19 protein-coding genes are annotated in these 25123 nt (G+C 70.0%); 14 read left to right on the top strand and 5 right to left on the bottom strand.

Annotated elements, in window-relative coordinates; translation table 11 throughout:
* Positions 1 to 56 precede the first annotated feature (56 nt).
* Positions 57 to 749: a molybdate ABC transporter permease subunit gene (gene modB, locus ABTU92_RS01870; protein ID WP_408087126.1), complete on the bottom strand. Its 693-nt coding sequence runs from the start codon at positions 747 to 749 to the stop codon at positions 57 to 59.
* Between the two features lie 344 nt (positions 750 to 1093).
* Complete coding sequence (locus ABTU92_RS01865) at positions 1094 to 1567, bottom strand: Lrp/AsnC family transcriptional regulator (protein ID WP_408087109.1); 474 nt, start codon at positions 1565 to 1567, stop codon at positions 1094 to 1096.
* Between the two features lie 169 nt (positions 1568 to 1736).
* On the opposite strand from ABTU92_RS01865, the gene ABTU92_RS01860 reads away from it, so the two are divergent.
* The 11 genes from ABTU92_RS01860 (at position 1737) to murJ (ending at position 14509) form a co-directional block, all read left to right on the top strand.
* On the top strand, positions 1737 to 2453 hold the full coding sequence (locus ABTU92_RS01860) for an aspartate/glutamate racemase family protein (RefSeq protein WP_408087107.1): 717 nt from the start codon (positions 1737 to 1739) through the stop codon (positions 2451 to 2453).
* 27 nt (positions 2454 to 2480) lie between these two features.
* On the top strand, positions 2481 to 4262 hold the full coding sequence (locus ABTU92_RS01855) for a molybdopterin-dependent oxidoreductase (RefSeq protein ID WP_408087105.1): 1782 nt from the start codon (positions 2481 to 2483) through the stop codon (positions 4260 to 4262).
* Between the two features lie 87 nt (positions 4263 to 4349).
* Complete coding sequence (locus tag ABTU92_RS01850; RefSeq protein ID WP_408087103.1) at positions 4350 to 4796, top strand: molybdopterin dinucleotide binding domain-containing protein; 447 nt, start codon at positions 4350 to 4352, stop codon at positions 4794 to 4796.
* A gap of 35 nt (positions 4797 to 4831) precedes the next feature.
* A complete protein-coding gene (locus ABTU92_RS01845) occupies positions 4832 to 5773 on the top strand; it encodes a 4-hydroxy-tetrahydrodipicolinate synthase family protein (protein ID WP_408087101.1) in 942 nt (313 codons plus the stop codon).
* Positions 5774 to 5809: 36 nt separating this feature from the next.
* Positions 5810 to 6613 carry an SDR family oxidoreductase gene (locus tag ABTU92_RS01840; RefSeq protein WP_408087099.1) on the top strand — a complete coding sequence of 268 codons (804 nt, stop codon included), beginning with the start codon at positions 5810 to 5812 and terminating at the stop codon, positions 6611 to 6613.
* A 39-nt stretch (positions 6614 to 6652) separates the two neighbouring features.
* Positions 6653 to 7651 (top strand): Bug family tripartite tricarboxylate transporter substrate binding protein, encoded by a 999-nt coding sequence (locus ABTU92_RS01835; protein ID WP_408087097.1) that lies wholly within the window; start codon positions 6653 to 6655, stop codon positions 7649 to 7651.
* 247 nt (positions 7652 to 7898) lie between these two features.
* Positions 7899 to 8897 (top strand): Bug family tripartite tricarboxylate transporter substrate binding protein, encoded by a 999-nt coding sequence (locus tag ABTU92_RS01830; protein ID WP_408087095.1) that lies wholly within the window; start codon positions 7899 to 7901, stop codon positions 8895 to 8897.
* A 201-nt stretch (positions 8898 to 9098) separates the two neighbouring features.
* The gene (locus tag ABTU92_RS01825) at positions 9099 to 10346 is read left to right on the top strand and encodes a D-amino acid dehydrogenase (protein WP_408087093.1); all 1248 of its coding nucleotides are present in this window, start codon (positions 9099 to 9101) and stop codon (positions 10344 to 10346) included.
* A gap of 222 nt (positions 10347 to 10568) precedes the next feature.
* Positions 10569 to 11567, top strand: coding sequence for a Gfo/Idh/MocA family oxidoreductase (locus tag ABTU92_RS01820; RefSeq protein ID WP_408087091.1), 999 nt, complete (start codon positions 10569 to 10571; stop codon positions 11565 to 11567).
* Positions 11568 to 11637: 70 nt separating this feature from the next.
* Positions 11638 to 12798: a DegT/DnrJ/EryC1/StrS family aminotransferase gene (locus tag ABTU92_RS01815; protein ID WP_408087089.1), complete on the top strand. Its 1161-nt coding sequence runs from the start codon at positions 11638 to 11640 to the stop codon at positions 12796 to 12798.
* Positions 12799 to 12937: 139 nt separating this feature from the next.
* Positions 12938 to 14509 (top strand): murein biosynthesis integral membrane protein MurJ, encoded by a 1572-nt coding sequence (murJ, locus tag ABTU92_RS01810; RefSeq protein WP_408087087.1) that lies wholly within the window; start codon positions 12938 to 12940, stop codon positions 14507 to 14509.
* Positions 14510 to 14685: 176 nt separating this feature from the next.
* On the opposite strand, the gene ABTU92_RS01805 is transcribed toward murJ, so the two are convergent.
* From ABTU92_RS01805 to ABTU92_RS01795, 3 genes are all read right to left on the bottom strand, one after another.
* Positions 14686 to 15753: an ankyrin repeat domain-containing protein gene (locus ABTU92_RS01805; RefSeq protein ID WP_408087085.1), complete on the bottom strand. Its 1068-nt coding sequence runs from the start codon at positions 15751 to 15753 to the stop codon at positions 14686 to 14688.
* Between the two features lie 8 nt (positions 15754 to 15761).
* On the bottom strand, positions 15762 to 16517 hold the full coding sequence (locus tag ABTU92_RS01800) for a nuclear transport factor 2 family protein (protein WP_111355334.1): 756 nt from the start codon (positions 16515 to 16517) through the stop codon (positions 15762 to 15764).
* Between the two features lie 195 nt (positions 16518 to 16712).
* On the bottom strand, positions 16713 to 17606 hold the full coding sequence (locus tag ABTU92_RS01795) for a S1C family serine protease (protein ID WP_408087083.1): 894 nt from the start codon (positions 17604 to 17606) through the stop codon (positions 16713 to 16715).
* 442 nt (positions 17607 to 18048) lie between these two features.
* Between ABTU92_RS01795 and ABTU92_RS01790 the strand changes: the two genes are divergently transcribed.
* The 3 genes from ABTU92_RS01790 to ABTU92_RS01780 all read left to right on the top strand — a co-directional run bounded on the left by ABTU92_RS01790 (position 18049) and on the right by ABTU92_RS01780 (position 25024).
* A complete protein-coding gene (locus ABTU92_RS01790) occupies positions 18049 to 19254 on the top strand; it encodes an efflux RND transporter periplasmic adaptor subunit (protein ID WP_408087081.1) in 1206 nt (401 codons plus the stop codon).
* Between the two features lie 10 nt (positions 19255 to 19264).
* On the top strand, positions 19265 to 22444 hold the full coding sequence (locus tag ABTU92_RS01785) for an efflux RND transporter permease subunit (protein WP_408087079.1): 3180 nt from the start codon (positions 19265 to 19267) through the stop codon (positions 22442 to 22444).
* A gap of 279 nt (positions 22445 to 22723) precedes the next feature.
* Positions 22724 to 25024 (top strand): xanthine dehydrogenase family protein molybdopterin-binding subunit, encoded by a 2301-nt coding sequence (locus tag ABTU92_RS01780; RefSeq protein ID WP_408087077.1) that lies wholly within the window; start codon positions 22724 to 22726, stop codon positions 25022 to 25024.
* Positions 25025 to 25123: the final 99 nt, after the last annotated feature.

Here is a 25123-nt window from a genome sequence, read left to right as displayed (position 1 = left end):
TGGATGGCCGGGACGAGCCCGGCCATGACGACGGTGGAGGCGAGCGACCCGGATCATCAGAACTGCGCCAGCTTGCGGTGAGCGAGGCGCTGCACGACCTCGGAGAGGGTCAGGGCGGCGAGCGCGATGACGATCGACACGACGGTGAGACGGAGCGCCGCGGCGTCGCCGCTCGGCGTCTGGGTCAGGCTGTAGATCGCCGCCGAGATGGTCTGCGTCTCGCCTGGAATGTTGGAGACGAACGTGATGGTCGCGCCGAACTCGCCGAGCGCCTTGGCGAAGCACAGGATCGAGCCGACGATCACGCCCGGCAAGGCGAGCGGCAGCGTCACCAGCACGAAGGTCCAGGCCCGGCTGGCGCCGAGCGTGCCGGCGGCATTCTCGAGGCGCTGGTCGATCGCCTCGATCGACAGACGGATCGCCCGCACCATCAGCGGGAAGCCCATCACGGCGCAGGCGAGCGCCGCGCCGGTCCAGCGGAACGAGAAGACGATGCCGAAATTCTCCGCCAGGAACGCGCCGATCGGTCCGCGCCGACCGAACAGCAGGAGCAGCACGTAGCCGGTGACCACCGGCGGCAGCACCAGCGGAAGATGCACGAAGCCGTCGAGCAGCACCTTGCCGGGAAACCGCCAGCGCGCCAGCCCATAGGCGACGAAGATGCCGAGCGGCAGGCTGGCGAGCGTCGCGACGACGGCGATCCGCAGCGACAGGTGGACGGCGGTGAGCTCCTCGGGCGTCAGGTCCATCATGGCCGGGGGAGCGCCCCGTGGTCGCTCGCCCGGAGGGCCGCGCTGCTCGATATCGTGGTCATCACGCTCGTCCGTCGCGCGTGCCGCGACCGCGACACGCCTGTCATGCTGTAGCGCAGCGAATATAGCGGCGCGGCCGCGCCGCTGCCAAGGGCGCGGCGCGCCGCGACACGAACAGCCTCGTGTCCCGGGCGCGGCGCGACGCGCCGTGACCCCGGGACCCAGGGGCGATCCGGCGAGGCGCTTGCCGTGCCGATCGTGGTGTGGCCCTGGGCCCCGGCTCTGCGGCGCATCAGGCCTTCAGCCTGATGCGCCTTGTCCGGGGCACGAGGCGAGACGTCTCACCCGCGCGTCCTGGCGATGTAGCCGGTCGGCACGGCAGTCGTGTATTTCAGCTCCTCCATGGCGATGGCGGAGGAGACGTCGGCGAGCTCGACGCGGTCGATCATCCGCTTGTAGACGGCGTCGTAGGCGTCGATGTCGGGAACCACGATCCGCAGCAGATAGTCGACGTCGCCGGTGAGCCGCCACACCTCGACGATCTCCGGGATGTCGGCGATCATCCGCCGGAAGTCGTCGACCCATTCCAGCGCGTGGCGGGTGGTCCGCACCGAGACGAACAGCGTCATCGGCACGTTGACCTTGCGGCGATCGACCAGCGCGACCCGGCGTTGAATGACCCCGTCGTCCTCCAGCTTCTTGATGCGTCGCCAGCACGGCGCCGTGGACAGGCCGACCTGCTCGGCGACCTCGGCGATCGGCAGCGTCGCGTCGCCCTGCAGGAGATCGAGTATTTTCTGGTCGATTCGATCCATGGAATGCCTATTTCGCGTGCAGACCTAAACTTGGAATCTGATTTCTTTTACCACGCAAGATGCAATATGCCGTTGCCATTTCTGTCCGCCGCAGCGCATCACTTTGCGAACCGAATGCGCCCGGTCGCGCCTACACTCCTCGGGTCATACGCAATGCGAGGAGGCGGTCGTGCACACCATCGGGCTGATCGGAGGCATGAGCTGGGAGAGCACCGCGGTGTACTACCGGCGGATCAACGAGCAGGTGCGCGAGCGCCTCGGCGGGCTGCACTCGGCCGACGTGCTGATGCGCTCGGTCGACTTCGACGGCATCGTCGCCCTGCAGCGTGCCGGTGACTGGACGCAGGCCGCCGCCGTTCTGGCCGGAATCGGCCGTGACCTCGAGAAGGCGGGCGCCGGCTGTCTGCTGATCTGCACCAACACCATGCACAAGCTCGCCGACGAGGTGCAGCGCGCCGTCTCGGTGCCGCTCCTCCACATCGTCGACGCCACCGCGGCGCCCCTGAAGGAGAAGCGGATCAGCAAGCCGCTGCTCCTCGCCACCCGCTTCACCATGGAGGAGGAGTTCTATCGCGCCCGCCTGCGCCACCGCTTCGGCATCGAGGCGATGGTGCCGGAGACCTCGGACGAGCGCGGCATGGTGCACGACGTTATCTTCGGCGAGCTGTGCTGCGGCGTCGTGAAGGACTCGTCCCGCGAGGCCTATCGGGCCGTGATCGCGCGCGGCAAGGCGCGCGGCGCCGACGCCGTGATCCTCGGCTGCACCGAGATCGGCCTCCTGATCGGCCAGGACGACACCGACCTGCCGGTGTTCGATTCGACCTTCCTGCACGCCGACGCGGCCGTCGACTTCGCACTCGCGAAGAGCGCAGCCCTGGTTGCCTAGCGCCGGGGCCCGGTTCACAGTCGAGACATGACCCCCGCACCCGCCTCCCGACGCTTTCCTTCGCTCTGCCACTGGGGCGCCTTCACGGCGACGGTCGAGAACGGCCGTCTCGTCGGCTGCACGCCCTTTCCACGCGATCCGGCGCCGTCGCCCATGCTGGCGGCGCTGCCTGCCATGGTGCACTCGCCGCTGCGCATCGCGCGGCCGGCGGTGCGCGACGGATGGCGCGAGGGAAAGCCGCGCACCGGCCACGACGCGTTCCGCGAAGTCTCCTGGGACGAGGCGCTCGATCTCGTCGCCGGCGAGCTGACCCGGGTGCGCGCCGCGCACGGGCCGACCGCCGTGTTCGGCGGCTCCTACGGCTGGTCGTCGGCGGGGCGCGTGCATCACGCCCGCACGCTGGTGCGGCGGTTTCTCGCGCTCGGCGGCGGCTTCGTCGATCAGATCGCCAACTACTCGTTCGGCGCCGCCCAGACGCTGCTGCCGCACATCCTCGGCACCTTCCAGCCGGTGACGGGCCGCGCCACCGACTGGCCGAGCGTCATCGCCAACGCGAAGCTGATGATCGCCTTCGGCGGCCTCGCGCTGAAGAACAGCCAGGTCGGCTCGGGCGGCGTCGGCGCGCACGACACCGAGACCTGGCTGCGCCGCGCCCGCGCGGCCGGCCTCGCCTTCGTCAATGTCAGCCCCGTGAAGGCCGACGCGCCGGAGTTCCTCGACGCCGAGTGGATTCCGATCCGGCCCAACACCGACGTCGTGCTGATGCTCGGCATGGCGCATGTGCTCTTGTCCGAAGGCCGCCACGACACGGCGTTCCTGGAGCGCTACTGCGCCGGCTTCGATCGCTTCGCCGACTATCTGACGGGCAAAACCGACGGCACGGCGAAAACGCCCGAATGGGCCGAGGCGATCTGCGGCGTGCCGGCGCAGACAATCCGCGAGCTGGCGCGACGCGCCGCGAGCGTTCCGACCTACATGACGGCGACCTGGTCGCTGCAGCGCGCCCACCACGGCGAGCAGCCCTATTGGGGGCTGATCACGCTCGCCGCCATGCTGGGCGGCATCGGCCTGCCGGGGCAGGGATTCGGCTTCGGCCACGGCTCGATCCACGGGCCCGGCCTGCCGCGCCTGTCGCTGCCGGGACCCGAGGTGCCGCCGCCGCCGAACCCGGCGAGGTGCGCGATCCCGGTCGCCCGCATCGCCGACATGCTGCTCGATCCCGGCGGCACCTACGAGTTCGACGGCCAGCGACTCACCTATCCGGACATCCGGCTCGTTTATTGGGCGGGCGGCAATCCGTTCCATCATCATCAGGATCTGAACCGGCTGCAGCGCGCCTTCCAGAAGCCCGAGACCGTGATCGTGCACGAGAGCTGGTGGACGCCGACGGCGCGCCACGCCGACATCGTGCTGCCGGCGACGACGACGCTCGAGCGCAACGACGTCGGCGGCACCTCGCGCGACCCGTTCGTGTTCGCCATGCACCAGGCGATCGCACCGGTGGGCGAGGCGCGAAACGACATCGACATCTTCGCGGCGCTGGCCGAAAGGCTCGGCTACGCCGAGGCGTTCACGCAAGGCCGTGACGAGATGGAATGGTGCCGGCTCGTCTATCAGGGCATCCGCGACGGCGCCGCGAAAAAGGGCATCGATCTGCCCTCGTTCCAGCAGTTCTGGGCCGAGGGCGTGATCGAGCTTCCGGCGCCCGAACGTGATTACGTGCTGATGGAGGAGTTCCGCGCCGACCCGGTCGCGCATCGCCTCGGAACGCCCTCCGGCAAGATCGAGATCTCGTCCGCCGTGGTGTAGACGTTCGGTTACGACGACGCGCCGTCGCATCCGGCCTGGCTGCCGCCGGCCGAATGGCTCGGCGCCGCCGAGGCGCAGCGCTTCCCGTTGCATCTGCTCACCAACCAGCCGGTGCGCCGCCTGCACAGCCAGACCGACCCGGGGCCGGTCTCGGTCGCCGGAAAAATCCTCGGCCGCGAGGCGATCCGGCTGGCGCCCGACGACGCGGCCGCCCGCGGCCTGCGCGACGGCGACATCGTGCGCGTCTTCAATGCGCGCGGCGCCTGTCTCGCCGGCGTGGTGATCGATGCCGGCCTCGCCGCGCACGTCGCCGTGATGCCGACCGGCGCCTGGTTCGATCCGTCGCCCGCCGGCAACGGCCTCGACGTCCACGGCAACCCCAACGTGTTGACCCCGGACATCGGCACGTCCCGCCTCACGCAGGGGTCGAGTGCCCAGTCCACGCTCGTCGAGGTGGAGAAATTCGTCGGCGCATTGCCGCCGATCCGGGCTTTCGACCCGCCCTCCCTTGCGCGCGACCCCGCGCCGGTGTGAAACCACCGCCAACTCGCTTCTTCGCGGAGACCCAAATGGCCAAGACCAAGCTCGCCGGCTCCTTCGTGGCGCTGATCACCCCGTTCAACAAGGACGGCACCGTCGACTTCGCGGCGTTCCGCACGCTCCTGAAGTTCCACGAGGACAACGGCACGGCCGCGATCCTGATCATGGGCTCCACCGGCGAGGTCTCGATGCTGTCGCCGGAGGAGAGAAAGGCCATCATCGTCGAGACGGCGAAGATGAAGACGGCGAAGATGCCGATCTTCTTCGGCTGCACGGGCAACAACACCGAGTCGACGATCGCGATGGTGAAGTTCGCCAAGGACAGCGGCGCCGACGGCGCGATCCTGGCCGCGCCCGCCTATATCTGCGCGCCCGAGGACGACATCGAGCGCTTCTTCCTCGAGGTCGCCGACGCCACCGACCTGCCGCTCGGCATCTACAACAACCCGCCGCGGGTGAAGAGCGACCTGCACTGGGATCACCTGCTGCGCATCTTCAAGCACCCGAACTACGTGGTGCACAAGGAGTCGACCGGTCGCGTCGGCCAGGTCGCGCAGGTGCTGGCCGGCCGCCCCGACGTCTCGGTGATGTGCTGCGACAGCCCCAATCTCGGCCTCGTGGTGCCGACCATGAGCCTCGGCGGCCACGGCACCGCGAACATGACCGGCAACCTCGCGCCGCGCGAGATCGCGACGATCTCGACGCCGTGGACCGACTACACGGACGCTACGAACTTCCGCGAGACCTATCTGCGCATGCTGCCGCTGCTGCACTTCACCTACTCGGCCATCAACCCGGTCGCCGTGAAGTCGCTGATGAAGGCGGTCGGCCTGCCGGCCGGCGATCTGCGCAAGCCGCTCACCGGGCTCGCCGCCGATCATCTCGCCCGCGGCCTGCGCATCGTCTCCGAGCTCGGCCTCGACAAGGCCTACGGCTTCGACGTGAAGTCCGTCGCCGCCGTCGCGGCCTGAGGCCGAGGCGTCTCGGAACGGCAGCGGAGGCGGCGCATGGATCTCGGAATTGCGGGCCGCAAGGCGCTGCTGTGCGGCGCGAGCCGCGGGCTCGGCAAGGCGTGCGCCATGGCGCTCGCCCGCGAGGGCGTCGCGGTGACGATCGCGGCGCGCACGCCGGCGACGCTGGAGCAGGCGGCGCAAGACATTCGTGACCAGATTCGTGATCATATTGCTGATCGTGCCGGCGGCAGCGTGACGTGGGTCGCCGCCGACATCACGACCGAGGCGGGACGCGACGCGATTCTCGCCGCGTGTCCCGAGCCCGACATCCTGCTCAACAACGCCGACGGTCCGCTGCCCGGCGACTTCCGCGACTGGCGGCGCGACGACTGGATCGCCGCGCTCGACGCCATGATGCTCGGCCCGATCGAGATGATCAGGCGCACGGTCGACGGCATGATGGAGCGGAGGTTCGGCCGTATCGTCAACATCGTGTCGCGCAGCGTGAAGATCGCGCAGCCGGAGCTCGGCCTGTCGAACGGCGCGCGCTCCGGCCTCGTCGGCTTCGTCGCCGGCATCTCGCGTCAGACCGTGGTCCACAACGTCACCATCAACAATCTTCTGCCCGGAATCTTCGACAGCGACGCGCAGCGTCGTCACATCCGTGGCATGATCGACGACGTCGGCGACCGCTTCGAGCAGGTCTGGCATGCGCGTGCGGCAGCGAACCCGGCGCGTCGTTACGGCGATCCGGAAGAGCTCGGCGCGTATTTTGCTTTTTTGTGCTCGTCGAAGGCCGGGTTCATAACCGGTCAGAACTTGCTGATCGACGGTGGAAGTTATCCCGGGACGTACTGAGTTCAGGTTCCCTGTCGCTCCGACAGACACGAGGACAACATGATACGAAAAGCTCTGGCAGCGTGTGCTGTCGCTCTCTCGACCCTCGCCGGCGTGACGTTCGACGGCGCGGTGCCGTCGGCGCAGGCCCAGCCGCAGGCCTATCCCAACCGCAACATCACGATGGTGGTGCCGTATCCGGCCGGCGGCTCGGTCGACGGCGTCGCCCGCGTGCTCGCCCAGAAGCTCCAGGAGGCGCTCGGCGTCAGCGTCATCGTCGAGAACCGGGCCGGCGGCGCCGGCGGCCTGATCGGCGCCAACACGGTGGCGAAGGCACAGCCGGACGGCTACACGCTGCTCCTGCAGGCGTCGATCCACGTCGTCTCGCCCTTCCTGTTCAAGAACGTGCCCTACGACGTGGTGAAGGACTTCACCCCGATCACCCTGGTCGCGGCCGGGCCGCTGATCGTCAGCACCTCGCCGAACGTTCCGGCGAAGGATCTGAAGGAGTTCTTCGATCTGGTCCGCAAGGACCCGTCGAAATACACCTTCGCGACCTCGAGCTTCGGCTCGGCCGGCCATCTCGCCGTCGAGCTGCTCAAGCGCGAGGCCGGTGTCGACGCGCTGGTCATCGCCTACAAGGGCGCCGGCCCGATGCTGACCGACCTGATGAGCGGCCAGATCCAGCTGATCGCCGATCCGGCGCTCTCCTCGGTGCCGCTCGCCCAGTCCGGCAAGATCAAGGCGCTCGCGGTGACGAGCCTGAAGCGGACCGCCTCGGCGCCCGAGATCCCGACCGTCGCCGAATCCGGCATGAAGCCGCTCGATTTCGTGTCGTGGTACGGCCTGTGGGGCCCGAAGGGGCTGCCGCCCGAGATCACCGCCAAGCTGCAGGAGGTCTCGGTGAAGGTGCTGGGCGAGGCCGACGCCAAGAAGCGCTTCGCCACGCTCGGTTTCGATCCGATCGGCTCGACGAGCGCGGAGTTCGCCAAGTACATCGGCGACGAGATGGCGCGGGCCGAGAAGATCATCAAGGACGCCAACATCAAGACGGACTGAGTTCCTCGACGACGTCTTCGTCCGGGCGCGCGGATCGGCTCCGCGCGCCCGAGTTCGTTCGGAACGCTGCCGCCGCCGGCGCCGCCGCGCCGATCTGATCATGTCGCACCGTCCGTCGTGATCCGCTGCTGCACCCGAACGCCTCCGCGAAACTGGCGCAGGTCTTGCCTCGTGAAAGGTACGCAGATGCCGAGAAGCGACCCGCGTTCGATGGCCGGTCGCGGGGCGGGCGAAGGACGAGGACGACATGTTCAGAAATGCAATGGCGGCTTGCGCGGTTCTCACGGCGCTCGCCGTGTCCGGGCCGGCGACGACGGGCCCGGCGATGGCGGGTCCGAACGGCGACGCCTACCCGGCACGCACCATCACGGTCGTGGTGCCGGTGCCGGCCGGCGGCTCGGTCGACGGCGTCGCCCGCATCCTGGCGCACAAGCTGCAGGAGTCGCTCGGCGTCAGCGTGATCGTCGAGAACCGGGCCGGTGGCGCCGGCGGCACGGTCGGGGCGGGCTCGGTGGCGAAGTCCGCACCGGACGGCTACACGCTGCTGCTGCACGCCTCGCTGCATGTCGGTGCACCGTTCCTGTTCAAGAACGTGCCCTACGACGTGACGAAGGACTTCACCCCGATCACGCTCGTCGCCTCCGGTCCGCTGATCGTCAGCACGGCACCGAACGTGCCGGCGAACACGCTGAAGGAGCTCTTCGATCTCGTCCGCAAGGATCCGAGCAAGTACACGTTCGCGACCTCGGGCTTCGGCGCCGCCGGCCATCTCGCCGTCGAGCTGCTCAAGCACGAGGCGAATGTCGATGCTTTGGTCATCGCCTATCGGGGCGCGACGCCGATGCTCGCCGATCTGATGAGCGGCCAGATCCAGCTCGTCGCCGATCCGATGGTCGCCTCGCTGCCGCTGGTGCAGGCCGGCAAGATCAAGGCGCTCGCCATCACCAGCCTGGAGCGCAGCAAGGCCGCGCCGGACATCCCGACGGTCGCCGAGTCCGGCATGGAGCCGCTCGACTTCGGCTCGTGGTACGGGCTGTGGGCGCCGAAGAACCTGCCGCCCGAGATCACCGCCAAGCTGCAGGAGGTGTCCGCCAAGGTGCTGGCCGACGAGGACACCAAGCGGCGCTTCGCCGTGCTCGGCTTCGAGCCGATCGGCTCCTCCACCGAGGCGTTCAAGACCTTCATCGCCGACGAGACGGCGCGCACCGAGAAGATCATCAAGGACGCGATGATCAAGTCGCAGTGACGTTTCCGGCCGGTCGGCCGGCGGCTGCGCCGGTCGATCGCGCCTTCGACAGAGCTTTCACGAACGCACCGGCCGCGGCGTGCTCGCGGCCGGTGCTCATGTCAACGGTCGCCGCGCTCGCGGCGGCAAGGATGGCTGGTCCGGCGACACGTTTCGTCGGATCGGCGACAGCTTTCGCCGGAACGGCGACAGGACGGACCCATGAACGTTCTCGTGCTCGGGGCAGGGGTGGTCGGAACCGCCTGCGCTCATTATCTCCACCGTGCCGGCCACACCGTCACGGTCGTCGAGCGGCGCAGTGGCGCCGGCCTCGAGACGAGCTTCGGCAATGCCGGCGGCGTGTGCCCGGGCTTCGCCGGCCCGTGGGCCGCGCCCGGCATGCCGATGAAGGGCCTGCGCTGGATGCTGAAGCGCTACGCGCCGCTCGCCATGCGGCCGACGTTCGATCCTTATCAGTACGCCTGGCTCCTGGACTTCGTGCAGAACTGCACGCCCGAGCGCTTCGCCCGTAACAAGGCGCGCATGCAGCGCATCGCGCACTACAGCAAGGCGTGCCTGAAGGATCTGCGCCGCGAGATCGGGATCAAATACGATCACGGCGAGGGCGGCGTGCTGCAGCTCTTCCGCACGGCGGACGAGGTGGCGGGCGGCCGCCGCGCCAGCGCCGTGCTGGAGACGTTCGGCGTCACCCATCAGCTGCTCGATGCCGACGGCGTGCTGGCCGCCGAGCCGGCGCTGGCGCGCTCCAAGATCAGGTTCGTCGGCGGCCTGAACCTGCCGGGCGACGAGACCGGCGACTCGGCGCTGTTCGCGGCGCGGCTCGCGGCGCGCCTGCAGAGCCAAGGCGTCCGTTTCCTGTTCGGCACCAAGATCACGCGCCTGCGGGTCGAGGGGCAGCGGCTGCGCGCCGTCGAGACCGACAAGGGGCCGCTCGAGGCGGATGCCGTCGTCGTCGCGCTCGGCGTCGAGGCGCCGTTCCTGCTGCGCCCGCACGGCATCAACCTGCCGATCTATCCGGTGAAGGGCTACTCCATCACGGTGGATCTGCCGTCTGATCAGGTGGGGCCGCGCTCCGCCGTGATGGACGAGCACACCAAGGTGATGATCACGCGGCTCGGCACGCGGCTGCGCGCCGCCGGCATGGCGGAGGTCGCCGGATACGGTCTCGGCGTTCGCCGCGACGGCATCGAGGCGGTGCGCCGCACCGTGCGGGCCATGTATCCGGATGTGTCGCTGGACGGCGACATCAAGCCGTGGGCCGGCCTGCGGCCGATGACGCCCGACGGGCCGCCTTATCTGGGCGCGACGCCGATCGAGGGCCTCTATCTCGACATCGGCCACGGCTCGAACGGTTGGACGCAGGCCTGCGGCACCGGGAAAATCCTCGCCGACATCGTGTCCGGACGCACCCCGGAGATCGATCTCGACGGCTACGGATTGGTGCGCTGAGACCGGCGTGCCTGCGGCTTGCGCACGATTCGAGATGCCTTCGCCGCAGGCGCGTTGACGCGAGACGTCGCGGAAAGGAATCCGGAAGAGCCCGTAGCAGGGCCTGAAATCCAGATTGTAAATATTTGAATCAAAACGTGTTTACCTGACCTTCTTTTCACGTCGCACGCCCCCGGCCGGCGTGCTAGGGAGGCGCGAGGACAGATTTCGGGGAAGGTGGTCATGGTCGACAGCGCCAAGGGCAGCGCCCAGAAGCCGTTGCGCGTCGGCGTGGTCGGCGTCGGCGTGATGGGATGCAACCACGCGCGCGTGTTCGCCGGCCTGCCGGGCGTGCAACTGGTCGGTGTCGCGGATCCGAGCGTCGGCCAGACCGAGTTCGTCGGCCGCACGCTCGGCTGCGGCACGTTCCCGGACGTCGGCAAGCTGCTCGACTTCGGCGTCGACGCCGTGACCATCGCGGCGCCGACGCATCTGCATCGCGAGGTCGCGCTCACCTGCATCCGGCGCGGCGTCCACGTGCTGGTGGAGAAGCCGATCGCCTCCACGGTGGAGCAGGGCCACGAGATCATCGAGGCGGCGAAGCGCGCCGGCGTGACCCTGATGGTCGGTCATGTCGAGCGCTTCAACCCGGCCGCGCAGTCGCTGAAGGAGGCGATCCGCAACGAGGACATCCTGTCGATCGCCATCACGCGAGTCGGGCCGTTCCCGCCGCGCATGTCGAACGTCGGCATCGTCATCGACCTCGCCGTGCACGACATCGATCTGGTGCGCTGGTTCACCGACTCCGAGATCACCGAGGTGCAGCCGCAACTCTCCAGCGCCAAGGCCGAGCGCGAGGACATCGCGCTCCTGCAGTTCCGCACCGCCTCCGGCGTGCTCGCCCACATCAACACCAACTGGCTGACGCCGTTCAAGGCGCGCACCGTCCAGATCGCCACCAAGCGCAAGTACATCACCGGCGATCTGCTCACCCGGCAGGTGACCGAGTATTTCGGCTTCCAGCCGGACGGCAGCTACTCGATGCGCCACCTCTCGGTCGGCCACGACGAGCCGTTGCGTGCCGAGCTCGGCGCCTTCATCAAGGCGGTGCGCACCGGCACGCGCCCCGCCGTCACCGGCGAGGAGGGCGTCGCCAGCCTCGAGATCGCCATCCGCTGCCTCGAGGTGGGCGGCGAGGCGATCGGCCTGCCGCTCCGCAAGCCGCGCGTGGTGGCGCGCTGAGGCGCGCGCCCGACCCGGCGGCCGGACGTCCACGAGACAGACCCACACGCCATCGCATGCAGGACATCGCATGACCCAGCACGCCCGCCTGCAGCCGCAGCCGATTCCCTTCATCGACGTGGCGGCGCAACGCCGCGCCCTCGGCACCAAGGTCGACGACGCCGTCGCCCGCGTGCTGGCGCATTGTCAGTTCATCCTCGGCCCCGAGGTTCAGCAGCTCGAGGCCGATCTCGCCGCCTTCTGCGGCGCCAGCCACGCCGTCACCTGCGCGAGCGGCACCGACGCGCTCTCGCTCGTGCTGATGGCCAAGGGCATCGGCCCCGGCGACGCGGTGATCTGCCCGTCCTTCACGTTCTGCGCCACGGCCGAGGTGGTGGCGCTGCATCGCGCGACGCCGGTGTTCGCCGACATCGACGAGGCGACCTACAACATCTCGGTCGAGAGCGCCGCCGCCGCGATCGCGAAGGCGAGGTCGCTCGGCCTCGAGCCGCGCGGCATCATCCCGGTCGACCTGTTCGGCCTGCCGGCCGACCACGACGCCATCGCGGCGCTGGCGAAGGCCGAGGGCCTGTTCGTGCTCGACGACGCCGCACAGTCCTTTGGTGCGACCTACAAGGGCCGTCGGCTCGGCGTCGACGGTATGGCGACCGCGACCGCGACGAGCTTCTTTCCCGCGAAGCCGCTCGGCTGCTACGGCGACGGCGGCGCGATCCTCACCGACGATCCGGATCTGGTCGCGACGTTGAAGAGCCTGCGCGTGCACGGGCACGGCTCCGACAAGTACGACAACATCCGCATCGGCCTCACCTCGCGGCTCGACACCGTGCAGGCCGCCGTGCTGATCGAGAAGCTGAAGATCTTTTCCGACGAGATTCTCGCCCGCGATGCCGTCGCGCGCCGCTATGCCGAGGGCCTCGGCGACGTCGTCGGCGTGCCGGTGGTGCCCGAGGGCTACGCCTCGGTGTGGGCCCAGTACACGATCCGGATACCCGCCGGGACGCGCGAAAAATTCGCGGCGGCGCTGCGGGCCGACGGCGTGCCGACCGCGATCTACTATCCGATCCCGCTGCACCGTCAGCTCGCCTACAAGCACTATCCGACCGCCGGCGACGGCCTTCCCGTGTCCGACAAGGTCGCGGCCGAGGTGATCGCGCTGCCGATGCACGCCTATCTGGACGCGGCGTCGCAGGACCGGGTGATCGACGCGGTGCGGCGGGCCGTGAAGGGGTGATCACGACCGAATAGTCGCGTCTCGGTCATTCCGGGGCGGCGCGCAGCGCCGAACCCGGAATCCAGCCGAGACCTCGGAAAACGTGGCTGGATTCCGGGTTCGCACCTGCGGTGCGCCCCGGAATGACGGACAACGGGCCATGCTCGGACGCATCGCGACTGTCGGGGGGCTGACGCTCGTCTCGCGCGTCACCGGCTTCCTGCGCGACATCATGCTGGCCGCGGTGCTCGGCGCCGGCCCGGTCGCCGACGCCTTCTTCGTGGCGCTCCGGCTTCCCAATCACTTCCGCGCCATCTTCGCCGAGGGGGCTTTCAACGCCGCCTTCGTGCCCGCCTATGCCCGCATCGTGAAGCAAGGCGGGGCGGATCCGGCGCGGCTGTTCGCCGATCGCGTCTTCACCATGCTGATGGCGGCCGAAGCCGTGCTGCTCGCACTCGCGCTCGCCTTCACGCCGGCCGTCATCGGCCTCCTGGCGCCGGGCTTCGCGGCCGGCAGCGGGCGATTCGATCTCGCCGTCGAGCTGACCCGCATCACCTTCCCGTATCTGGTGCTGGTCAGCCTCGTCACGCTCTACGGCGGCATGCTCAACGCCGTGCAGCGCTTCGCCTCGCCGGCCGCGGCGCCGGTGCTGCTCAATCTCAGCATGATGGCGACGCTGTCGCTCGCGGCGTTCTTCCCGACCGCCGGCCACGCCGCCGCCTGGGGCGTGCTGATCGCCGGCGTGCTCGAGGTGCTGCTGGTCGGCGCCGACGTGGCGCGCCGCACTGGCCTGCCACGCTTCTCCGGCCTCGCGCTCGACGACGACGTGAAGAGGTTCTTCAAGGCGCTCGGCCCGGCGACGGTCGGCTCCGCCGGCCTGCAGATCGCGATGTTCGCCGACACCATCATCGCGAGCTTCCTGCCGGCCGGCGCGCTCTCGGCGCTCTACTACGCCGATCGGCTCTATCAGCTCCCGGTCGGCGTCATCGGCATCGCGGTCGGCACCGTCGTCCTGCCCGAGATGGCGAGCCGCATCGCCGGCGGCGACGAGGCGGGCGCGCGCGAGGCGCAAAGCCGCGCCGTCGAGCTCGCGCTCCTCCTCTCGGTGCCGTGCCTGGTCGCCTTCCTGCTGCTGCCCGATCTGATCATGCTGGCGCTGTTCTCACGCGGTGCCTTCACGGCCGCCGACGCGGCGGCGGCCGGCGCGACGCTCGCCGCCTACACGGTCGGCCTGTTGCCCTTCGTGCTGATCCGCAGCGTCACGGCGACCTTTCTGGCCCGCGGCGACACCAAGACGCCGGTGAAGGCGCTGCTCGTTTCGGTGGTCGTCAACGTGGCGCTCAAGATCGCCCTGATGGGGCCGCTGTCGCAGGTCGGCCTCGCGCTCGCCACCGCGGTCGGGGCCTGGGTGAACTTCCTGCTCGTCGTCTGGTTCGCCCGCCGCGCCGGCCTGCTCGGCTGGGATGCGCGGCTGATTCGCTCGGTCGCCCGCCTCGCGATCGCCGCCGTGGTGCTGGCCGTGGCGCTCGTCGCCGGCCAGCGTTTCGTCGCCGCGCTGATCGAGCCCGGCCAGATGCTCCGCCACGAGACGTCGCTCGCCGCCCTCGCGCTGATCGGCGCCGCCGCCTACGGCCTCGCCATCGCGGCGCTGTTCGGCCGCCAATGGCTGCGCGGCCTCGCGCGGCGGCGGAAGACGGCAACCCCGCCGGCGCCGCCCGTCGATCCGGCGTGATTTGCTCCGTGTGCCCCGGACAAGGCACATCGGGCCGTAGGCGCGATGTGCCGCAGAGCCGGGGCCCAGGGGCGCCGGGTGGATGCGTTTCGTTCCATCGCTCTGGGTCCCGGGTCGCGGTGCATGGCACCGCGCCCGGGACACGAGGCTTCAGCGCGGCCGCCGATCCGAGCTGATCACGCGCCTGCCAGCCGCTTCGTCACCGCATCGTCCTCGCCGAGCTTCTCGCGGGCGAGGTCGAGCGGGCGCTTGCCGTCCCAGGCGACGATGTCGGTCCGGGCGCCGGCGTCGAGCAGCACGGCGGCGCAGTCCGAGAAGCCGTGCCACAGCGCGTCGTGCAGCGGCGTGTAGCCGTTCGACGGACCCTGATAGTCGAGGTTCACGCCGGGTGCCCGCGCGAGCCGCCGCGTGATCTCGACATGGCCGTTGTAGGTCGCCTTGTGCAGCGGCACGGCGCCGAACACCGGCTCCACCGCGTTGACGTCGGCGCCGGCGTCGATCAGCAGGCCGACCATCTCGGTCAAGCCGTCGCGCGCCGCGACGAGCAGCGCCGTGTGGCCGTCGTCGAAGCCGCCGACCACGGGCCAGCGCCGGTCGACCGCGGCGCCGTCGGCGAGCGCCACCCGCAGCGCGGGCAGGTCTCTCGCCTGGACGGCGCGGATCAGCACCGCCTCGCCCATCGCGGCTCGGTCCCGAGCTTGCCGCTGCGCGATCAGCGCCTCGATGCGGGCGAGCGCCTCGGCGTCGCCGGCGCCCTGACTGACAGTCTTGGCGTAGGCGAGATGGTCGGTCAGCGTGAAGCCGTAATAGCTCGTCGGCGTCAGCCGGCAGTCGCGGCCCAGCAGCAGGGCGACGATCTCGTCCGCCTTGAACCAGATCGCCTCGAACAGCGGCGTGTGGCCCGTCGATGTCGCCTGCAGGTCGACCGAGGCGCCGGCCTCGATCAGCATGCGGGCGACCGCCGTGTGGGCGCCCTGGCAGGCCTTGTGGAGCGCCGCCGTGCCGGCCTTGCGGTCGAGCGCGTCGGTAAGCGCGCCGGCGGCGAGCAGCGCCGCTGCCTTGTCGGCATCGCCGAGCCCGGCGGCGAGCATCAGCGGCGTCAGCCCGCTCGTCGGATCGATCCCGTTCGGATCGGCCCCGGCGCCGAGCGCGACGACGACCGCGGCGAGCGTGCCGGACCGCACGGCCGCGACGAGATCGCGGGCCGCGACGTCCGACGGAGCGTCACGGCTTGGCACATCCATGGCGAGCCTCACAGGTTTCGATACGCGCGCACGAGCGGCGACACGTCCCAGTTCACCCGCCACTCGACGATGCGGCGGTCGCGCACCGTCAGGAAGGTCGCGACCTGGAGGTCGTACTCGTTGCCGTTGGCGATGCACTGGGCGTGCTCGTGGACGATGCCGACCGCCCGCGCGCCGTCGACCATGATGTCGCCGAGCAGCGCGAAGCTGAGCATGCGGGAATGCGCCGCCCACACCTCGAAGCTCTTGAGCACGGCCGGCAGGCCCCGATAGGAGCCGAGCCAGGGCGCGAGATCGGTGACGCCCGGCACCGGCGGCACGTTGTCCCAGATGACGTCGGGATGGACCAGCTTCAGCGCCTCCTCGGAGCGGCCGGCGCTCAGGTTCTCGAACCACGCCGCGGCGATCTCGCGGGTCGCCGCCGGATCGACCGAGCCCGGGGCGGGCAGGGGAGCGCCCGGCCGCGGGAAGCGCGCCTTCACGTCGCCGAGGAAGCCCTCGTAGTCGCGCAGCGCCCACACCACCTCGAAGTCGAGATACTCGCGCATGGGCAGCCAGCCCATCGAGTTGCGGTCCAAATCCTCGAGCGAGTCGGCCTTCACGATCGCGATGATGCGATGCTGCGACACCACCTTGTAGAGCTGGACGAAGCCGGCCCGGATGCCGGCGACGCCGTGCTCGCCCTCGCGCTCCTCCAGCGCCCAGAGCTGATCCTGGTTGATCCGCCCCTGATAGTTCCACCGCATCTGGACATAGAACAGCATCGCCGGCCTCCGATGGCGGGCGCGGGTCGCCGTCGGGCCGCGCCGTGGGTGCGGCGCGGCCCGGCGGCCGGACGCCCGCGGGTTGCGACTACAACCTAAGCGGGCGATCGTCCAAAAGTAAACCGAAAGTGGTACAAATTCGCGTGCGCAATCGCAGCGCGGTCGTTGGCGGGTCTCGGCGAAGCTCTCTGCCGGCTACGCCGCCGTGCGCCCGGGCCGCTCCAGCGGCACCACCGGGACCGTACGCCGCTCGCCGCCGCGCAAGAGTTCGATGGCGAGCGCGCGGCCGATCCGCTCGCCGGTGAGGACGCGCACGAGCTCGTCGGCACCGGTGACCGGCACGCCGTCGATCGCCAGCACGACGTCACCGGCGACGATCCCGGCCTCCGCCGCGGGGCTGCCCGGATCGACGCCGGCGATCATCACGGCGCTCTCCTGGGCGACGCCGGCGAGATGCCGCAACCGCGCCGGCAGGGCGGTCTGGGCGGCCGCGATGCCGATGAAGGCGCGGCGCACCCGGCCGTGCCGCACCAGCTCGCCGAGCACATGCTTCACGGTGTTGGCCGCGATGGCGAAGCAGATGCCCTGCGCGCCCTGGATGATCGCCGTGGCGATCCCCACCACCTCGCCGTGCGAGGCGACGAGCGGTCCGCCCGAATTGCCGGGGTTGAGCGCGGCGTCGGTCTGGATCAGGTCGTCGACCAGCCGGCCGTTCGAGGCGCGCAGCGACCGCCCGAGCGCCGACACGACGCCGGCCGTGACGGTCGACTCGAAGCCGAGCGGATTGCCGATCGCGACGACGAGCTGGCCGCGGCGGAGCCTTCGCGAGTCCCCCAGCGCGGCGGAGGGCAGCAGCACGTTCTCGTCGACGCGCACCAGGGCGAGATCGGTGTCGGGATCGGCCCCGACGACGCGGGCACCGAGCCGCAGGCCGTCCGCCGTCGTGACGGCGAGCCGCACGCCCGGCGCGCGCGCCGCCGCGGCCGCGACGACGTGGTGGTTGGTGACGATCAGGCCGTCCGGCGACACGATCACGCCGGAGCCGGAGCCGCGGCGGCCCTGCGGGCCGACGACATCGAGCCGCACCACGGCCGGTCCGATGCGATCGACGACCGACGTGACGGCGTTCGAATACGCGTCCAGCAGCGCAGTATCGTCCGAGCTTTCGGAGCCCGGACCGGAATTATCGTTCGGGGCGAGGCCGACCGGTGGCGGGATATTGCTCGTATCCGCGATGTCGACGACGTTTGGAATCTCTAGACTCTGGTCCGGTTTTTGTCGCCGGGGCCGCGATACCGTCGTGATGAAGGAAAACTCCGGGTTCGATCGGACAGCGAACTCCGAGTTCGATTATTTCGTCGATTTACTTGCATGGCACGGGCGGATATGGGGATGCCACGCGGTTATGGAAGACCATCGGGACGTCGCGCCAGCGCCGGGCTTCCTTCTCCAGGCGGTCCATATCAGGCGGGCCATACAAAGGCCGACAGGATGCGCGATGTCGATGGTCGTTAGAAATTCCGGAGCTGTCATGAGTTCGAAGTGGGCGCGTCTCGTCGCCGTCGGTGCGGCTGTCGTTCTGGCGGGATGCGGCGGCGAGACCAAGCAGCCGCAGGCCGGTGGCCCGCCGCCGCCGCAGGTGACCGTGGCGAAGCCGGTCGAAGGCACCGTGGTCGACTATGACGAGTATGTCGGCCGGTTCGTGCCGATCGACTCGGTGGAAGTCCGCGCGCGCGTGTCGGGCTATCTGGACCAGATCCATTTCAAGGACGGCCAGATGGTGAAGCAGGGCGATCTGCTGTTCACCATCGACAAGCGGCCGTTCCAGACCGCGCTCGACCAGGCCAAGGCGAACCTCGCCCAGGCCAAGGCGAACCTCGCCTTCACCGAGGCGGATCTGTCGCGCGCCCAGCAGCTGGTGCGCGACCGCACCATCACGGAGCAGACCTTCGACCAGCGCACCCAGGCGAAGCGCGTCGCCGAGGCCTCGGTCGCGGCCCAGGAGGCGGCGGTCCGCCAGGCGACGCTCGATCTCGAGTTCACCGAGCTGAAGGCGCCGATCGCCGGTCGCATCGGCGACCGTCGCGTGTCGGTCGGCAATCTCGTCACCGGCGGCACCGGCGGCACCACCACGTTGCTCGCCACCATCGTGACCTACGATCCGATCCGCTTCGAGTTCACCTACGACGAGGCCGCCTATCTGCGCTACCAGCGGATGACGACCGACGGCCCGGCGAACCGCGCCGGCGGCCTCGAGGTCGCGCTGAAGCTGATCGACGAGAAGGAGTTCGGCCACAAGGGCCGCATGGACTTCGTCGACAACGTGATCGAGCGCACCACCGGCACGATCCGCGGCCGCGCCGTGCTGCCCAATCCGGACGGGCTGTTCACGCCCGGCATGTTCGCCCGGGTGCGTGTGCCGGCCTCGCAGCCGCAGACCGCCCTGATGGTGCCGGACGTCGCGATCGGCTCCGAGCAGGTGCGCAAGTACGTGTTCGTGGTCGACGCCGAGAGCACGGCGCGCCAGAAGTTCGTCACGCTGGGCCAGCTCGACGGCAAGCTGCGGGTGATCAAGGACGGGCTCGGCCCGAACGACCTGGTGATCGTCAACGGCATGGCGCGCACCCGCCCCGGCATCAAGGTGACGCCGAAGGAGGAGCCGATCACCCGCGCGGCTCCGGCCGGTCCACAGGCCGCGGCCGAGCCCTCCAGCCGGCCGGCCACGAAGGCCGAGTGAGCAGCGCGCGATGAAGCTCTCCCACTTCTTCATCGAGCGGCCGATCTTCGCGTCGGTCGTCTCGATCGTCATCGTGATCCTGGGCGCGGTCGCCTATCTGCGGCTGCCGGTCGCCCAGTATCCGGAGATCGCGCCGCCCGTCATCAACGTGACGGGCCAGTATCCGGGCGCCAGCGCCGAGACGGTCGCCGAGACCGTCGTGGCGCCGATCGAGCAGCAGATCAACGGCGTCGAGGGGATGATGTACATCTCCTCCAACTCCACCGCGGACGGGCGCTTCTCGATCGCCGTGACGTTCAACCTCGGCGTCAATCTCGACATCGCCCAGGTGCAGGTGCAGAACCGCGTCGCGGTGGCGCAGCCGCGCCTGCCCATCCAGGTCCAGCAGATCGGCGTGACGGTCAACAAGGCCTCGCCCGACATCCTGATGGTGGTGAACCTCTACTCGCCGGACAGCTCGCGCGACACGCTGTTCATCTCCAACTTCGCCAACATCCAGGTCAAGGACGTGCTGTCGCGCGTCGACGGCGTCGGCTCCATCACGGTGTTCGGCAGTCGCGACTACGCGATGCAGATCTGGCTCGATCCAGACCGGCTGCAGTCGCTCAACCTCACCGCCCAGGACGTGACGGCGGCCCTGCAGGGGCAGAACATCCAGGTCGCCTCCGGCGTGCTCAACCAGCCGCCGGTGCCCGAGCAGCTCGCCTTCCAGGTCGCGGTGCGCACGCTCGGGCGCCTGTCCGACCCGGCGGAGTTCGCCAATGTCGTCGTCAAGCAGACCGAGACGGCGGTGGTGCGCATCAAGGACATCGGCCGCGTCGAGCTGACCGCGCAGGACTACTCCTCGACCTCCTATCTCGACCGCCAGCCCTCGGTGGCGCTCGGCGTGTTCCAGCGTCCGGGCTCGAACGCGCTGACGACGGGCCAGGGTGTCGTCGCGACCATGGAGCGCCTCGCCCCGGGGTTCCCGCAGGGCGTCAAGCACGCGATCATCTACAATCCGACCACGTTCATCGCCGAGTCGGTGCGCGCCGTGGTCGAGACGATCTTCGAGGCGGCCATCCTGGTCGTGCTCGTGGTCATCCTGTTCCTCCAGACCTGGCGAGCCGCCGTCATCCCGATCCTGGCGATTCCGATCTCGCTCGTCGGCACGTTCTTCGTGATGAGCCTGTTCGGGTTCTCGCTCAACAACCTGTCGCTGTTCGGCCTGGTGCTCGCCATCGGCATCGTGGTCGACGACGCGATCGTCGTGGTGGAGAACGTCGAGCGCAACATCTCGGCCGGGATGAGCCCGCGCGACGCCGCCCACAAGACCATGGACGAGGTCGGCGGGGCGCTCGTCGCCATCTCGCTCGTGCTGTCCGCCGTGTTCGTGCCGACCGCCTTCATCACCGGCATCTCGGGGCAGTTCTACCAGCAGTTCGCGCTCACCATCGCGGGCTCGACGCTGATCTCGCTGCTCGTCTCGCTGACGCTGTCGCCGGCCCTGTGCGCGCTGCTCCTCAAGGCGCACGATCCGCATCACCGCGAGCGCTGGTTCGAGAAGCCCGTGCACGGCTTCTTCCGCCTGTTCAACCGCGGCTTCGACGCGGTGGCGAGCGGCTATGCCTGGATCGCCGGCCGGGTCGTGCGCCTCGTGGTGCTGATGCTGCTCGCCTATGTCGGCGTGCTCGCCTTCGGCCTCAACGAGTTCCGTCAAACGCCGCAGGGCTTCATCCCGCAGCAGGACCGTGGCTACCTGATCGTCGCCGCGCAGCTGCCGCCGGGCGCCTCGCTGCAGCGGACCGACGCGGTGATGAAGCGCGCCGCCGACATGGCGCTGGAGACGCCCGGCGTCGGTCACGCCATCAACATCGTCGGCTTCTCGGGCGCGACCTTCACCAACGCCCCCAATGCCGGCGCCATGTTCCTGATCCTCGAGCCGTTCGAGAAGCGGGTCGGCGATCCGGCCAAGACGGCCGCCGGCATCCAGACGGCGCTGTTCCGCAAGCTCGCCGCGATCCAGGACGCCTTCATGGTCGTGGTGCTGCCGCCGCCCGTGCAGGGCATCGGCAATGCCGGCGGCTACCGCATGATGGTGCAGGACCGCAACGGCCTCGGCTCGCAGGCGTTGCTCGGCTCCGTCTACGCCATGATGGGCCGCGCCGCCCAGACACCCGGCCTCAAGCAGGTCTACTCGCTGTTCGAGACCTCGACGCCGCAGCTCTATCTCGACATCGACCGCACCAAGGCGCAGCTCCTCGGCATCAACATGGCCGACGTGTTCAGCACCCTGCAGGTCTATATCGGGTCGTCCTACGTCAACGACTTCAACCTGTTCGGCCGCACCTTCCGGGTGCAGGCGCAGGCCGATGCCGAGCATCGCCTGGAGGCCAAGGACGTGCTGGCCCTGCGGGTGAAGAACTCGCGCGGCGAGACCGTGCCGATCGGCTCGTTCACCACGGTGCGCGACATCTCCGGACCCTACCGGGTGCCGCGCTACAACCTCTATCCGGCCGCCGAGCTCGACGGCGATTCGGCGCCCGGCTACTCGCAGGGGCAGGCGATCGCCATCATGGAGAAGCTCGCCGCCGAGACGCTGCCGCCCGGCATCGGCTACGAGTGGACGGGCCTCGCCTATCAGCAGCTCAGGGCCGGCGACACCGCGCTGTTCGCCTTCGGGCTCGGCGTCGTCTTCGTGTTCCTGGTGCTGGCCGCCCAGTACGAGAGCCTGACGCTGCCGCTCGCCGTGATCATGATCGTGCCGATGTGCCTGGTCGCCGCGATCACGGGCGTGATCCTGCGCGGGATGGACAACAACATCCTCACCCAGGTCGGCTTCGTCGTGCTGATAGGACTGGCGGCCAAGAACGCTATCCTGATCGTCGAGTTCGCGCGCCAGCTCGAGGACGAGGGGCGCGACCGTCGGGCCGCCGCCGTCGAGGCGGCGCGGCTGCGACTGCGGCCGATCCTGATGACGTCGCTCGCCTTCATCCTCGGCGTGGTGCCGCTGGTGTGGGCGACCGGCGCCGGCTCCGAGCTGCGCCAGGCGCTCGGCACCGCGGTGTTCTCGGGCATGATCGGCGTCACCATGTTCGGCCTGATCTTCACGCCGGCCTTCTACGTGGTGGGAAGCTGGCTGTCCGGCCTCACCGGCGGCCGCCGTGAAGCCGCGCCGGACAGCACGCCCACCGGCCAGCCGGCGGAGTGATCCGCCGGGGTCCGGCTTCGGCGCCGTGACCCTCTCCCAGAGGGAGAGGGGCGACGCGCACTCGCGCGTCCGGTGACGGGTCAGGGCGCCAGTCGGCGAGCGCGGCACCCTCGCCCGGAGTTCGCGCTGCCGCGCGCGATCCGACCGCTTCCCCGCCTGGAATACTCCGATAAAGCGTGTCCGCGTCGAAGGGTAGCTGGCGTCCGGCATTGATCCACCCCCTGACTCGGCCCGTATCGGATACAATCCGGCGTCGCAGATCCGGAGGGGGAGCCCATCATGAAGTTCGGACTGTCGCAGGCCGTCACCCGAAGCGAGGACGCGGCGTTTCTGCGCGGTGCCGGCCGTTACGTCGCCGACCTCGTGCCCGGTGACGCGCTGCGCGCCGTCGTGCTGCGCGCCCCGCATGCTCACGCTCGCATCCGGGCGATCGACACGACCGCGGCCAAGCCGATGCGGGGCGTGCGGCTGATCCTGACGGCGGCCGACATCGCGGATCTCGGCCCGCTGCCGTGTCTGGGGATTCCGCGCGGCGTTTCGGTCGCGCCGTCGCTGTGCCCGGTGCTGGTCGGCGATGTCGTCCGTCACGTCGGCGACGCCGTCGCCTTCGTGGTCGCCGACACGCTCGATCGTGCCCGCGACGCCGCCGAGGCGATCGTCGTCGATTACGATCCGCTGCCGCATGTCGTCGATCCCGCCGCGGCCGTCGCCGCGGACGCGCCCCCGGTCTGGCCGGGCCGCGCCGGCAACCTCGCCTACACCCAGACGCTCGGCGACGCCAAGGCGACCAAGAAGGCCTTCGCGAAGGCCGCACACGTGGTCGAGCTGAAGGTCGTCAACCAGCGACTCGTCGCCAACTACATGGACACCCGCGCCGTCACGGCGTCGATCGACCGCGCCGACGGCCGCATCACGCTGACGCTCGGCAGCCAGGGCTCGCACACGGTGCGCGACATCCTGGCCGGCCAGGTGCTGCGCATCCCGCCCGAGCGGCTGCGGGTGATCACGCCGGATGTCGGCGGCGGCTTCGGCACGAAGCTGTTTCCGTATCGCGAATACGCGCTCGCCGCCGTCGCGGCGGAGCGGCTCGGCCGCACGGTGAGCTGGGTGGCCGACCGCGCCGATCATTTCGTCGGCGACAGCCACGGCCGCGCCAACGTGACGACGGCGCGCCTCGCGCTCGATCGCGAGCACCGGTTCCTGGCGCTCGACGTCGACATGATCTGCGACATGGGGGCGTATCTCTCGTGCTTCGCGCCCTACATCCCGTTCGCCGGCGCCGGCCTGCTGCCGGGCGTCTACGCGCTGCCGGCGTGCCATGTGCGGATCCGCGGCGTCCACACCAACACGGTGCCGGTCGACGCCTATCGGGGAGCGGGGCGGCCGGAGGCGGCCTACGTGATCGAGCGGCTGGTCGACACCGCGGCGCGCGACCTCGGCGTCGCCCCCGATGCGCTGCGGCGGAAGAACTTCATCGCGCCGGGCGCGATGCCTTACACGACCGCGACCGGCAAGGTCTACGACTCCGGCGACTTCGCCGCCCACATGGCGCGCGCCCAGGAGATCGCCGACTGGAATGGCTTCGCGCATCGCGCCGCGACGGCGCGCCGGCACGGCAAGCTGCGCGGCATCGCGCTCGCCACCTATGTGGAGGCCTGCGGCACCGTGGGTCCCGAGACCGCGACGCTGCGGCTCGACCGCGACGGCGTCGTCACGGTGCTGATCGGCTCGCAGTCGACCGGGCAGGGCCACGCGACCGCCTATGCCCAGATCGTCGCCGAGCATCTCGGCCTGCCGCCGTCGCGGGTGCGGGTCGTCCAGGGCGACACCGACGTGATCGCGACCGGCGCCGGCACGGGCGGATCGAGCTCGATCCCGTGCGGCGGCGTCGCCGTCGAGGGCGCGGCCAAAAAGCTCGCCGAGGTCGTGAAGGCGATCGCGGCCGACACGCTGGAGGCCGCGCCGGCCGACATCGAGCTCGCCGATGGCGTGGTGCGCATCGCCGGCACCGACCGCACGATCAGCTTCGCCGGGGTCGCGACGGCGCCCGCCGCGACGCCGGCGCGCCTCATCGTCGCCGACACGTTCCGGCCGACCGCGGCGACCTTTCCGAACGGCACTCACGTCGCCGAGGTCGAGATCGATCCGGAGACCGGCGCGGTCGAGATCGTCCGCTACGTGATCGTCGACGACGTCGGCATGACCCTCAATCCGCTGCTGCTGGAGGGGCAGATTCACGGCGGTGCGGCGCAGGGCATCGGCCAGGCGCTGCTCGAGAACACGGTCTACGACCCCGACTCCGGCCAGCTCGTCACCGCGACATTGCAGGACTACGCGCTGCCGCGCGCCGGCGACCTCCCCGCCTTCACGTTCGAGACCCGCAACGTGCGCTGCACCGCCAATCCGCTCGGCGTGAAGGGGGCCGGCGAGGCCGGCACAATCGGGGCGGCGCCGGCCGTGATCAACGCCGTGGTCGACGCCCTGTGGCGCGCTCATCGCATCCGCGAGATCGACATGCCGGTTAGCCCGCAGGCGATCTGGGCGGCGTTGCGCGAGCACGCGCGCATGCACACGCTGTGACTGTCGGGCGCTGTGACGGTCGGGCCGATCGCGCCGATGCGGCCTGCAACCGCGCCGCCACGGCCCGGACCCTGCGTCATCAAGACACCGTCGCGAAGT

It is taken from the genome of Rhodoplanes sp. SY1 (genome assembly GCF_046000175.1).
Classification (GTDB): domain Bacteria; phylum Pseudomonadota; class Alphaproteobacteria; order Rhizobiales; family Xanthobacteraceae; genus Rhodoplanes.
Note: the sequence above shows the minus strand (reverse complement) of the source record. Positions and strands in the feature narration are given on the sequence as shown.

Excerpts from the sequence above, each read along its gene's own strand:
- ABTU92_RS01815 (WP_408087089.1), top strand. The coding sequence starts at position 11,638 with ATGACCCAGCACGCCCGCCTGCAGCCGCAGCCGATTCCCTTCATCGAC.
- ABTU92_RS01865 (WP_408087109.1), bottom strand. The coding sequence starts at position 1,567 with ATGGATCGAATCGACCAGAAAATACTCGATCTCCTGCAGGGCGACGCG.
- ABTU92_RS01825 (WP_408087093.1), top strand. The coding sequence starts at position 9,099 with ATGAACGTTCTCGTGCTCGGGGCAGGGGTGGTCGGAACCGCCTGCGCT.
- modB (WP_408087126.1), bottom strand. The coding sequence starts at position 749 with ATGGACCTGACGCCCGAGGAGCTCACCGCCGTCCACCTGTCGCTGCGG.
- ABTU92_RS01780 (WP_408087077.1), top strand. The coding sequence starts at position 22,724 with ATGAAGTTCGGACTGTCGCAGGCCGTCACCCGAAGCGAGGACGCGGCG.
- ABTU92_RS01830 (WP_408087095.1), top strand. The coding sequence starts at position 7,899 with ATGTTCAGAAATGCAATGGCGGCTTGCGCGGTTCTCACGGCGCTCGCC.
- ABTU92_RS01805 (WP_408087085.1), bottom strand. The coding sequence starts at position 15,753 with ATGGATGTGCCAAGCCGTGACGCTCCGTCGGACGTCGCGGCCCGCGAT.
- ABTU92_RS01820 (WP_408087091.1), top strand. The coding sequence starts at position 10,569 with ATGGTCGACAGCGCCAAGGGCAGCGCCCAGAAGCCGTTGCGCGTCGGC.
- ABTU92_RS01845 (WP_408087101.1), top strand. The coding sequence starts at position 4,832 with ATGGCCAAGACCAAGCTCGCCGGCTCCTTCGTGGCGCTGATCACCCCG.
- ABTU92_RS01800 (WP_111355334.1), bottom strand. The coding sequence starts at position 16,517 with ATGCTGTTCTATGTCCAGATGCGGTGGAACTATCAGGGGCGGATCAAC.
- ABTU92_RS01835 (WP_408087097.1), top strand. The coding sequence starts at position 6,653 with ATGATACGAAAAGCTCTGGCAGCGTGTGCTGTCGCTCTCTCGACCCTC.
- ABTU92_RS01855 (WP_408087105.1), top strand. The coding sequence starts at position 2,481 with ATGACCCCCGCACCCGCCTCCCGACGCTTTCCTTCGCTCTGCCACTGG.
- murJ (WP_408087087.1), top strand. The coding sequence starts at position 12,938 with ATGCTCGGACGCATCGCGACTGTCGGGGGGCTGACGCTCGTCTCGCGC.
- ABTU92_RS01785 (WP_408087079.1), top strand. The coding sequence starts at position 19,265 with ATGAAGCTCTCCCACTTCTTCATCGAGCGGCCGATCTTCGCGTCGGTC.
- ABTU92_RS01840 (WP_408087099.1), top strand. The coding sequence starts at position 5,810 with ATGGATCTCGGAATTGCGGGCCGCAAGGCGCTGCTGTGCGGCGCGAGC.
- ABTU92_RS01790 (WP_408087081.1), top strand. The coding sequence starts at position 18,049 with ATGAGTTCGAAGTGGGCGCGTCTCGTCGCCGTCGGTGCGGCTGTCGTT.